General features: G+C 39.4%; 14 protein-coding genes. 2 read left to right on the top strand and 12 right to left on the bottom strand.

Annotated elements, in window-relative coordinates:
- Positions 1–357: 357 nt before the first annotated feature.
- Positions 358–549, bottom strand: a complete 192-nt coding sequence (locus HMPREF9706_RS06805) for a helix-turn-helix transcriptional regulator (RefSeq protein ID WP_040444638.1) — start codon at positions 547–549, stop codon at positions 358–360.
- A gap of 6 nt (positions 550–555) precedes the next feature.
- A complete protein-coding gene (locus HMPREF9706_RS06800; protein ID WP_006908625.1) occupies positions 556–882 on the bottom strand; it encodes a hypothetical protein in 327 nt (108 codons plus the stop codon).
- A 311-nt stretch (positions 883–1,193) separates the two neighbouring features.
- On the opposite strand from HMPREF9706_RS06800, the gene HMPREF9706_RS06795 reads away from it, so the two are divergent.
- Both HMPREF9706_RS06795 and HMPREF9706_RS08975 read left to right on the top strand, forming a co-directional pair.
- Entirely contained in the window at positions 1,194–1,457 is a 264-nt protein-coding gene (locus HMPREF9706_RS06795) for a type II toxin-antitoxin system Phd/YefM family antitoxin (protein ID WP_006908624.1), read from the top strand.
- Positions 1,420–1,689 carry a type II toxin-antitoxin system RelE/ParE family toxin gene (locus HMPREF9706_RS08975; protein ID WP_231285861.1) on the top strand — a complete coding sequence of 90 codons (270 nt, stop codon included), beginning with the start codon at positions 1,420–1,422 and terminating at the stop codon, positions 1,687–1,689. The genes HMPREF9706_RS06795 and HMPREF9706_RS08975 overlap by 38 nt, the downstream gene beginning before the upstream one ends.
- A gap of 221 nt (positions 1,690–1,910) precedes the next feature.
- On the opposite strand, the gene HMPREF9706_RS08970 is transcribed toward HMPREF9706_RS08975, so the two are convergent.
- The 10 genes from HMPREF9706_RS08970 to HMPREF9706_RS06745 all read right to left on the bottom strand — a co-directional run bounded on the left by HMPREF9706_RS08970 (position 1,911) and on the right by HMPREF9706_RS06745 (position 11,480).
- Positions 1,911–2,108, bottom strand: a complete 198-nt coding sequence (locus tag HMPREF9706_RS08970) for a hypothetical protein (protein ID WP_081580748.1) — start codon at positions 2,106–2,108, stop codon at positions 1,911–1,913.
- Positions 2,109–2,492: 384 nt separating this feature from the next.
- Entirely contained in the window at positions 2,493–4,337 is a 1,845-nt protein-coding gene (locus tag HMPREF9706_RS06785) for a heavy metal translocating P-type ATPase (RefSeq protein ID WP_006908623.1), read from the bottom strand.
- Positions 4,338–4,352: 15 nt separating this feature from the next.
- Positions 4,353–4,574, bottom strand: a complete 222-nt coding sequence (locus tag HMPREF9706_RS09395; protein WP_006908622.1) for a cation transporter — start codon at positions 4,572–4,574, stop codon at positions 4,353–4,355.
- Positions 4,575–4,734: 160 nt separating this feature from the next.
- On the bottom strand, positions 4,735–5,103 hold the full coding sequence (locus tag HMPREF9706_RS06775; RefSeq protein ID WP_006908621.1) for an ArsR/SmtB family transcription factor: 369 nt from the start codon (positions 5,101–5,103) through the stop codon (positions 4,735–4,737).
- Between the two features lie 1,183 nt (positions 5,104–6,286).
- On the bottom strand, positions 6,287–7,660 hold the full coding sequence (rlmD, locus tag HMPREF9706_RS06770) for a 23S rRNA (uracil(1939)-C(5))-methyltransferase RlmD (protein ID WP_006908620.1): 1,374 nt from the start codon (positions 7,658–7,660) through the stop codon (positions 6,287–6,289).
- A gap of 76 nt (positions 7,661–7,736) precedes the next feature.
- On the bottom strand, positions 7,737–9,125 hold the full coding sequence (locus tag HMPREF9706_RS06765) for a L,D-transpeptidase family protein (RefSeq protein ID WP_006908619.1): 1,389 nt from the start codon (positions 9,123–9,125) through the stop codon (positions 7,737–7,739).
- 148 nt (positions 9,126–9,273) lie between these two features.
- The gene (locus HMPREF9706_RS06760) at positions 9,274–10,053 is read right to left on the bottom strand and encodes a hypothetical protein (protein ID WP_006908618.1); all 780 of its coding nucleotides are present in this window, start codon (positions 10,051–10,053) and stop codon (positions 9,274–9,276) included.
- Between the two features lie 31 nt (positions 10,054–10,084).
- Positions 10,085–10,435: a hypothetical protein gene (locus tag HMPREF9706_RS06755; RefSeq protein ID WP_006908617.1), complete on the bottom strand. Its 351-nt coding sequence runs from the start codon at positions 10,433–10,435 to the stop codon at positions 10,085–10,087.
- A 15-nt stretch (positions 10,436–10,450) separates the two neighbouring features.
- Complete coding sequence (locus HMPREF9706_RS06750) at positions 10,451–11,302, bottom strand: HAD-IIB family hydrolase (RefSeq protein ID WP_006908615.1); 852 nt, start codon at positions 11,300–11,302, stop codon at positions 10,451–10,453.
- Entirely contained in the window at positions 11,265–11,480 is a 216-nt protein-coding gene (locus tag HMPREF9706_RS06745) for a hypothetical protein (protein ID WP_035392831.1), read from the bottom strand. Before HMPREF9706_RS06745 ends, HMPREF9706_RS06750 begins: the two co-directional genes overlap by 38 nt.
- Between the last annotated feature and the right edge of the window lie 141 nt (positions 11,481–11,621).

Here is an 11,621-nt window from a genome sequence, read left to right as displayed (position 1 = left end):
AAAATCGATTAAAATATTTTATAGCATCCATCTATCAATAAATTGAGTCTATAACCCAATCATTACACTTCTAGTATACCATTATTGCTTATATTAAAAATAGAACCTTTACAGATCCGCTAGTTATTGGCATCACTTTTAATGCTAGATTTAAACATCTCTTTCAGTTTCTTATCATAATAACTATCCTATTTACACGCCTTACGGGTTTTGCTATTGATCGGTTCCCATAAGGTGTTTTTTCAATAGAACAATGGCTCCTAAGATTTTAATAGAAATCTTAAGAGCCATTGCTATCGCTACGAAGCTAACGCTATATGGACTTATGTCACAGCTGATTAATAAAAGTTGACTTTTTTATTGATAGATGAACAAATTATCTACGGTTGTATCAAGTGCAGAAGCCAATTTAAAAGCAAGCTCGAGCGTCGGATCGTACTTATTGTTTTCAATTGCATTAACAGTTTGTCTACTAACTCCGCATATATCAGCCAATTCTTGTTGATATAAACGCTTCTTTGTTCTAATTTCTTTTATGTTATTTTTCATTTCTTATCATCTAAATTTTCTCATGTTAATTAGATATGAAACATTAAAGGCGATCGATACGATGCCAATATAAATGATTGGACTCGCTTCAAATCCAATTCTAGAATTTTGCTCAAAGAAAATATTCCAAATTATATTTATAAGAAGAACGATTATCCCAACTACTAAAGCACTTAAGGCTGATTTTTTTACAATATATCCTTTTCTCTCGTCTCCTTTTTTAATTAGTATCACTATCATAAGGAAAGTGCAGATCAATGATGCAACAAGAAATAACCAAAGGATTCCTAAAACCATTTTTTGATTAGACTCAATAAAGCTTATCGTATTCATAATTACCCTCCTAATGTCAAATTCTTTTGACATTATTATATTCCCTTAGAAAACATGTGTCAAATACTTTTGACATCTGAATCAAAGTTAAGTTTATATATCTAAAATCTCTCTTGTCTCATAAGCTAAATTACTAATATCATTTCCACTTTCACCCTATCAATGTAAAGCTTCACACCTGAATAATCTTAATTTTTTCTACTCCAGTATTATCATGAATGAAACACATACGTGGAGGTATTTTTTATGAACGCTTGTCTTATTGATAGTTTAACGATAGAATTATGATAACTAAAAAAGGAGGTCTTCTTATGAATATTCGTCCTGTTTCAGATCTAAGAAATAAATTTCCTGAAGTCGAAGAAGAAGTTATTGAATCTGGACGTCCTGTCTTTTTAACTAAAAATGGCTACGGCACAATGGTATTAATGAGCATCGATCAATACGAATCTATGACCCAAGACATTGAAAGCAACCTTGATGAAGCGGATCACTTAGCAGCTTCCACAGAGACAAGGTATAGCCTCGAAGAGCTGATTGAACAAGTCAAGGAGCGCATTAATCAGCATAGCTAACTATCAAATTCGTATTCTTCCAAGCTTTGAGGAAGATTTAAATCAAATTGTCGATTACATTGCTTTAACGCTGCCCAATCCATCGGCAGCAATGAAATTTGTAGAAAATGTTCATAAAGCTATTGAGGAGCGAACTAACTATCCTCTTAGCTTCCAACCTTTCTTAAGTCAAAAAAAAGAAAACATCCGTATTACGTCATCCGAGTTGGAAACTACTCTATTTTCTATGTGATTATTGATTCCGTCATGGAAATCCGCCGTATACTTTACAGCAAACGACACTTAGATTCTCATCTATAAAAGATAAAGCTCCTATCGCTATGATAAGAGCTTTTTTCATTAGTTAGGAACTTCCATTTTTTATAAGGCTCGTTTATGAATCTTGAAGCAGTTCTGCAAACTATAACCCATGTCTAAAGCAATCTGTTCCCAGACGATAAAACAGACGTAACGCTACTCTAGAATGGTCTTTTCTTCCTCGTTCCCTAGAGCTATGGTGGCCTCATTGATTTCTTTTTTCAAATCCACCACTCGATCAATATATTGATTGATTTGTTCCGATAGGCCTAGCATTTTTATCAAGGTATCTTCTGTCGTTGAAGACAGCGTTTCTTGTTTAGGAAAAGGACTTATATTGGATGTGACCTTCATCGCTAGATTTCATAAAAAATCAATATGGTGTAGTTTGTTATTAATCTGCTGATCTAGAATGAAGGCTTGTTATAAAGGGTGCAACTCATTATCTTACCCAGAAAATTCATCCCCCACATGCTGCAGAAGAGCAGGGGACCTTGAAGGTCACGGTCAACGACAATTCATTGAACCTCAAGCCGACTTTCCCAAGGAAGCTCTCCTCTCTTCAGTCAAAACTCGAAACATCTTAAACAAACAGATCCCGGCAGAAGCCTAGGCTAGAAGCACTTAGGAGCGGCGACCCTCATCTTGCGTTTAATCATCGTTATTTAATTCGAATACCCCATGATGGAGTCGCCAAATATCGATCGACTTCACTCATGGGGTATATCGGAGAAAGATTTATAGATTCTTTACGTTCAAAGCTCTAAATGCATTTAATACTGCAAGGATCGTAACACCGACATCGGCAAAGATCGCTGACCACATAGTAGTTATTCCTAAAGCACTCAAAATAAGCACCAATATTTTTATGCCAATGGCAACAACTATGTTTTGATTGGCAATTTTTAGTGTCTTTTTAGAAATATTTATTGCAGTAGCAATTTTTGATGGCTCATCCGTCATAATGACAATATCCGCAGCTTCAATGGCTGCATCAGAACCCAGCCCTCCCATTGCAATTCCAATGTCTGCACGCGCTAATACAGGGGCATCATTTATGCCGTCACCAACAAAAGCAAGTTTACCATTTTGAGATTTTTGCGTAATTAATTCTTCTAATTTTTCAACTTTATCTGCTGGTAATAGTTCTGAATAAACTTGATCAAGACCCAGCTCTTTAGCAACTTTCGTCCCAACACTTTGATTATCACCAGTCAACATGACTAATTGTTTAATATCCGCATCCTTAAGTTCCCTGATGGCCTGTTTTGCATCTGGCTTTAACTCATCGGCTATGACAATGTAACCAATATATTTGTTATCAACAGCCACATGCACGACCGTTCCAATCAATTCCCCCTCAAAATAAGGGATATCCATCATCTTCATCAGTTTAATATTTCCTGCTATCACCTTTTGGCCATCGACGGTTGCCGTCACACCATGTCCAGATAGCTCTTCGACATCAGAAATACGTTGATGGTCTATGTCCTTACCATATGCTTCTTTTAGAGAAAGTGAAATCGGATGATTCGAATAGCTCTCGGCATACGCCGTTAACTCGAGTAGCTCTTCCTTGGAAACTCCTTGTGGATGAATTTCCTGTACATTAAAGACACCTTTCGTGAGGGTCCCTGTTTTATCAAAGACAGCAATCTCAGTTTGAGATAAGGCTTCGAGGTAGTTACTGCCTTTAACTAAAATACCTTCTTTTGAAGCTCCACCGATTCCCCCGAAGAAGCTTAAGGGAATCGAAATCACTAAAGCACATGGACAAGATACCACAAGGAATGCTAGCGCTCGATAGATCCAATCACTAAAAGTCGCACCCTTTATCATAAGAGGCGGTATAACCGCTAGCAATACTGCCATTATCACCACAGCCGGCGTGTAATATCTCGCAAACTTCGTAATAAATTGTTCCGAGTTGGATTTTTTACTGCTTGCATTCTCAACTAAATCAAGAATTTTGCTTACCGTAGATTCTTCAAATTCCTTGGTAACCTCAGCTGTAATAACGCCATTAATATTGATGGAACCACTCAGGATATCACTTCCTACTTCGACTTCACGAGGGACCGATTCACCAGTAAGTGCCGATGTATCAATCATTGAACTTCCCTCAATGACCTTGCCATCAAGAGGAATTTTTTCTCCTGCTGTTATGACAATAATATCTCCAATTTGTACTTCATCAGGATCAACTTTGATGATTTCATCGCCCTTTTTGACATTGGCATAATCTGGTCGAATTTCCATCAGGCTTGCAATTGACTTTCTCGACTTGCCAACGGCATAGCTTTGAAAGAGTTCGCCCACTTGATAAAAGAGCATCACTGCCACAGCTTCAGGAAACTCACCGATGAGCATGGCCCCAATGGTTGCGACACTCATTAGAAAGTTCTCATCAAAAACTTGACCTCGATTCATATTTTTAACCGCTCTTTTTACAACATCTCCACCTACAATAATGTAACTTATTATAAAGAGAGCAATCTGTAACCATTCGTTATTTAATTCCATCAACAGTGCGATCGTAAATAAGAAAGCAGCTATGATGATTCGCCAGAGTCGCTTTTTCATCCTTAATGACCTCCCTTACGCCTTCTTCATCCTAGTATCCGGTTCAAATTTTTTAACTATTTTTTCGGCTTCTGCTATGATGGTTGGCATTTTTTCCTCTTCACCATCAATGACCATTTTTGTGGTCATAAAGTTAACGGTGGCTTTTCTCACGCCATCAAGTTCATTGATCGCTTGCTCCATCTTTGCAGCACAATTTGCACAATCTAAACCATCTAAAATAAATTTCTTTTTCATGATTATAGCCTCCTAAATATTATTTATCATTTTATTTTGAATACTCCCAGTCTTGTTCGAAATTTCCTGACGCATGAATCATTGGCTATAAGGCCTCGAATCCCTGCCCAATAATCTTCCAAGAACATCCTGTTCGAGCCCATGACTACTTCTCGAATGACTACCTCTCGGAGGTATGTATGAGCCCTTGGTCAAAGATTTCCCTTACATGGTCATCAACGAGTGAATAATAGACCACTTTGCCTGCTTTTCTGTTTTTTACTAAATTCGTTTGTTTCAAGACTCTCAGCTGATGGGAAATTGCCGATTGTGTCATGTTAAGTAATACGGCGATATCACATACACACATTTCAGCTTCATGTAAAGCCCACAAGATCCTAATTCGTGTTAAATCTCCAAATACTTTAAATAATTCTGCTAGGTCCGAAAGGCTTTTTTCTTGAGGCATCTTATCTCTCACTTGATTGATAATGTCTTCGTGAATGGCGTTACTTTCACATTTTTCAATGCAAGTAAGTTTTTCAGTCATCGAATCCCCCCCTTCTTGATGATTTCATCTGGATAATTGAACAATCGTTCATACGTTATATTGATATTATATTGGTATTTGTAAATTATGTCAAGCGATATATGATCATTTGTTCAAATATTTTTATATTCTTTTGAATTTTCTCAAAAGATCGACCCAGGCATTGGTAGTATCCTTTTTTCGGTACCATCTTGCCTAGCATTTCTTTGAATAAATTTTCAAAAATAGGAACTTGGCCTTCGTTTAAGTTCTCAGTTTCTTAATCGCTTCATCGAACAAGTTATTCCCTCCCCCCTGCGGTCAAGTCCGGATCCATCAGTTTATTCACAATATTTTTGAGGATCGCCAAGATATCACTCCTGTCAACGATGATACAAAAAACCGCCCATCAAGAGCGACTAACTCTTAATGGGCGGTTTATATTCGTATAAAGTCCTACTGTTATAGAAAAATACAGGTGGCTTATGGATTTCTCTTTAAGTCAAAAAAGAGACAAGCACAAAATTGTGTTCATCTCTTTGATCCAACTATTTGGGGTCACTCTATAAGTTACTAAGGACCCACCCTTTTTTAATATTCGTGCTGATTCTTTAAAAAAATTATGCGTCAAATCTGTCCATTTTAAGTAGTCATGAGCGTCCCAAATTGATTTTTAAAAGTGGTTCGAACGATATGAATGAAAGTTTACATCTCTTTTTTCTTACAAATTTGCCTACGTTGTAGGGGGATCAGTTAATATTAAATCAACAGCCCTCGCTTTTAGTGAGGCTAGGAAATTAATACAATCTTTATTGAATATCTGGTGATGATCCATATCATTATATCTCCAAAAATTAATATTATCTACGCATACAAGATATTATACCATAGACTCAAATCATATACTCTAATAGAACTCTATTGATGAGTAAAGACCCTTCAGACGTAGATCAGTTTTCGCAGATTACTCGGTATTTTTAAGTCTCACACCTACTTTTGTCTGTTTTCATAACAACTAAACTTAAAAAATCAGCCCTCTGAATATGACTAACACATTCAAAAAGCTGATATAACAATATATTACTCCTTTACCTTTTGCATCCATACTACTGTCTCAGCAGCCGATTGCATCCAATCATTTCCTCGCTTCGCTCGTCATTCTTGGGCAATCCGTGCACGGGCAGGACAGCTGCTTCTTCAGTCGCTAACGTGCCTTCACAAGCAGTGTCACTGCCTCGACATGCACCGTCTGTGGGAAGAGATCAACCGGTTGGATATGGCGGATCTCATAGCCTGCTTGATTTAAGAGTTGGCAATCTCTGGCTTGAGTTGATGGATTACACGACACATAAACAATCCGATCAGGATCTTGTTGAATTAAGGCTTGAACAAAACTTGGATCTAAGCCCTTGCGTGGCGGGTCAACGACGACCACATCAAAGTGGATGCCAGCCTGGTTCCATTTAGCTAGCCAGTCTTCTGCCTTTCCTACTTCAAAAACCGCTCGGTCAATCCCATTTAATTGAGCATTCATCCGAGCCATCTCAACGGCTGCTGGCACAATTTCCATGGCATAGACTTTTTTAGCTGACTGGGCTAACGCCAAAGAAATCGTCCCAATACCACAATAAGCGTCGAGTACCGTCTGGGTCCCGTCCAGTTGAGCCAAACGCACTACCTCCTCATACATCCGTTCTGCTTGAGGAGTATTTACTTGGTAGAATGACTGGGCAGCTATGCGAAAAGTCATGCCCAACATCTGGTCTTCATAATATGCTTGTCCCCAAAGTAAGACGGTTTGATCTCCCAGGATCACATTCGTTCGCTTGGGGTTAATACTCTGCATCAAGGAGACAAGACCGTCAATCTGCTTGATTAAGTCCGCTACCAAGGCCTCCTTATGATCAAAATCACGCTGGCGAGTGACCAGAACGACCATAATCTGACCCGAATAATATCCTCGCTTAACAATAACATGTCGAATCACGCCTTGATGAGTCTTCTCATCATAAGCTGGAATCTGATAATAACGTAGTCGGTCACGGACAAGGCGAATCACCTGATCGATCCTTGGATCTTGAATCTGAAAATCTTCCACCGGAATCAAATCATGACTATTCTTACGGTAAAAACCTGTTTCCAACTGACCATTAAGCTCTTGAACTGGAATCTGAGCTTTATTACGATAACCCCAAGGATCCGCCATTCCCCAGGTTGGCTGAACTTGAATATCCTTAAAATGACCGATCCGCTCAAAATTATCGCGCACTAACTTCGCTTTAAAGGCTAATTGTGCAGGATAGGCGAGGTGTTGCAGGGTTAAACTGCCATTTTTCCGTCCCAGATCATCGCGAATGTCTACTCGATCGGGACTTGCTTCAATCAACTTAAGCAACTTTCCATAGGCAAATTTTTTGCCGGTCTTAACCACTTTGAATTCAATGAATTCTCCCGGTAGACTGTCTGGAATAAAGAAAGGATAATGATCGATCTTAACAACTCCCAGTCCTTCATGGGTTAGATCAATCACTTGTCCTGTTAAAACCTGATTTTTGGAATAGGGATGGACTTTCTTCATTTGTTTTCCTCTTTTCTTTGACTAAAAGAAAGGACTGTAGCAACCAGCCACAGCCTTCCTAAAAGATATCATTGAATTACCAGAAAATAATCACCGGCGTTCCGATCTCAACAATGTCAAAAACTTGAGCCATCACATTTGTTGGTGTATTGATACAACCTAGTGACCCATTTGTTTGCCATAAATTACCACCAAAAGCAGGTTGCCATGGGGCATCATGAATCCCTTGACCCACATGGTCGAAAGGCATCCAGTAAGAAACAGGCGATGAATATTCTTTCTTTGTTACCCAGTTATAGCCCTTCAAGCTGGTGTCCCGTTGCTTACCCCAAACGGCATAAGCACCCGGAATTGTTTGAGATTGTGGCCCACCGGATACAATCGGTGTTGAAATTACCATTTTACCATCGATATAGACATACATCATTTGATAGGATAGATCCACTTCGACATAAGTGCTTCCGATCCCATCCCCAGCAGACCCATAACCTGAGCCAACAACAATCGGTTCACGTTCTACGTCTTTACCAGCTGCCAAATCAACCGCAATTTGCTCCGCTTCAGCTGCCCGGTCAATCGACCAACCTAGCGTCCCTGGCTGAACCGTCACAATCCCTTGATTGGTCGAACGGAATTGGCGAGGATTTACATAGGAAGAATACTTGTCGTTATAGCGTTTGAGATATTCAGCAATCTTCTCTTGATCATAAATAATTTTATTATCCTTATCAAAATAAATCCAGTCTTGAATAGCAGCCTTGGAGATCGTCTCCTTACTGTCTTCAATCTTCAAAGTAATCTTCGCCTTGGAGGCATCTTCAATCTTTTGCATCATGGATTGAAGTTCTTCATTCTGATCAGTCACTTCTGGCTTGGCATAATAATCTTTTAAGTCAAGCTTATTATGTCCCTCTTCAAATTGTTCAAAGAGCGCCTCCCGCAAAGCTGAAATATCTACTTGATTTCCTTGTTCTTGGCTCTCAAGACGATAGCCCTGATCTTCTTGATAGCTTATTTGAGCGTCTTTAGAAGGCGTTCTTTTACTGTTATCAACGCCCAGTTCGGCTAACTTACTCGTCACTTGATTACGATCAATCTTAACATCCGTCATCACCGACAAGTCAAAGTCTTGCCCTTTAAAGAAATGGCCTAACCAGCTATTCGGATTTTGATGCTTAAAATATTGTTGAATCGTCGCTTCACCAGAGAATTCAGGTTCTAAATCCTTGAGATGAACCGTTCCTAATTCTTTGCCATTCTCAAGCACGTCGAGGGAATGTCCCAAAATTTCTGATTTTACTTTGGCTTGTGCTTGTTCTAAGGATAAATTACTGACATCCACCTTAGCAATTTTAGTGTTGGCTAAAAACCGATCGCCATAATAACTGATTCCTGCAGCATAGGCCAGACCAACAACGAGGACTAAGGCTAGAAACAAACCCAACCCTGTTAATGCTTTTTTCATCCATTCACACTCCCTACATAAGCTAATATCCCTATCTCATTATTCGATTGAATTATCCTCATATTAAAACATTCATTTGACTAATTCAAGAATTCTACCTTATCTTCTTAATCATTTCACAAAAGCTTCATACTTCCCCAGTAACGTTCTATTGATCCAGCTGGTCTAAAGAGGCCAAGTTACGCTTTGTCGCTGATCGCAGTCTCTGTGTCTCTTGCCTAAAAGACGCCTGCATCTTCTGACGCTGAGTCTCACTCAAGATCTGTGAGTGAATCACATAGGGGAACTCTGCTCGTTTCATTCCTATACGATAACGCCATTCAAATAATTGATTTAAGAGCTGTCCTCGCCAATCTAGTAGCTGAACCATGGACAGATTACGCCAATCATCCTGAACATAGGCTTCTTGACTCATATTGGCAGTCAATTGTAACAGCTGACGATTGTCCCGTCGGTAGGCCATTCGCGCTTTTTCATACAACAATCGGTGAGCTGACTGGCTTTGTTCATGCAATAAAGGGTGAAAAGCTAAAACACACTGCCGATAGAGTTGACGGAGTTTGCGTGATTCTTCGACCGATATTGAATCTTGCTGACCCCATTCTAAGGCTAGGCGGTAACGGTCTTTTTTGAGTCGCAAAAACTCGCGATACTTGGCCAAACAAGCTGGTTGAGTAGGAGCGATCTTCATTTTTGCCTGTCGAAGGCGGGACTGACTCGATAAAAAATCATAGTGACTCTCCCAAAGCGCTAAATAATCCCGTCCTAAATAATAGTAGAAGATATTTTGCAAGTATAAGCAATCCTTGTAGACTAACTCGTCATATTCAAACAGAACTTGACCCAAATCCTCTAAGATACGCTCAATATCCTTAATAAGTAGCGGCCGACCTGGCATCAAAAAAGCACGTTGATCAAAATCCCCCATCGACTCGCCTCCTTCATCTTATGCTGTTCAATCAGTCCTCTAGGATCCCCTGTTCTTCTTCAAAACGCAGAAGATACTTGGCCAACTGATCCTTATCGCGGGCAATTTGGGCCTGAGAGATGTTTTGAGGGTTGAGATAAAAACAAAATAGCCGCTCTTCTGCCTCGTTATAGACCACCAATCCCTGACCTTCATCCGGATCTTGAATCCATTCCACCCGATGATAACGTTCTTGCCAAAAGGCTTGCGCTTCATCTGCCACTGCTTGACGCAGCGTTTGATACATGGCAGCTTGAGCTTCGGGAATCAAGTAAGCGTCAACTTGAACCATGGTCTCAGCCTTCTTTGAGCCTTGTTTTCTTTTTGCTGCTTGCTTTGCCATTTCAACCTCCCCTAGTTAAATCTTAATGGTGCGGTATTTCTGCATAAAGTCTAAACTTCCTGTTTGTTGATAGTCTTCCATTAACTGAACAACCGCTTGATCGTTATTATTACCAATTTGATAGCGGCATTGCATGACCAAATCCTTGTCCGCATTTTCCATGGCCACACTATAGTGGACTTCCTTCATCATCGACTCATCATTCAAAGAATCTCCCATGGCCAAGCAATCTTCAGCCTTTAATTGATAGCGTTCCTTCAAGAAGCGAATCGCAGATCCCTTACCACCTTGGCAATTGTAGATATCGACCCAATTTTCAGCGGAGGTAACGGCTGTCACATCCTCGTAGCGTTCATTGATAATACGAACCAGTGCCTTATTACGATCCAAATCATCCTGACTCAAAATCGCAATCTTAGTCACTAGACTATCTTCTGGCAATTCTCTAAAGGAATCCACTCGCTGAACTCGCGGATTAAACTGAGCTAAGATCTCATGACCTACGCCCTTAGATTCTCGTTCATAGGTCGCATCCCCTAAACAAAGCGCTGGATAATATCCTTTAAATTCATCAATAAAGTCAATAATTTCGATGAAGCGTTCATAGGGAATCCCGATTTTTTTAAGCGTCACTTCATTTTGAACCAGATAATTTCCATTATCACAAGCAAAATATAAAAACGGCCGTATTGACGCCTCAAAATAGTCTTTCACCTTATCATAAGAATTTCCAGTCACAATCGCCACTAAAACAGATTGCTTTCTTAATTCCTTCAGGACTTGGTTAAAACGAGCTACCTCGTAAGTCTTATCACGGCGCAACAGAGTTTCATCTAAATCGATCGCAATTAACTTTAATGGGGCCACTATTTTCTCCTTTATCTTTCAATCCAAATTCTTCAAAAATACTATCTATTATGACTTTTAATGAATGATGAATAAAACGTTCTATTTGATTAATTGGTTGACTGCTGGTCTTTGCTTCATTCATCTCAAGAGTCATCAACAAGGCCATATGATCATCGGCCTTCCTAGTCTTCCCCATTGTAACATATTCTTTCTTAATAAAATATAATCAATCCCAGGATTCCTAAGAGATTTTGTCAGTAAGCTTGCTCACTCACTAATCTAAAAGCCAAAGCCTCTTAGCTTTTGTGCTAAGGGCCTTGGCTCAGTCAAAAATGCC

Origin of the sequence: Facklamia hominis CCUG 36813, assembly GCF_000301035.1 — a bacterium.
Lineage (GTDB): Bacteria > Bacillota > Bacilli > Lactobacillales > Aerococcaceae > Facklamia > Facklamia hominis.
This window is presented reverse-complemented; position numbering and strand designations above follow the sequence as displayed.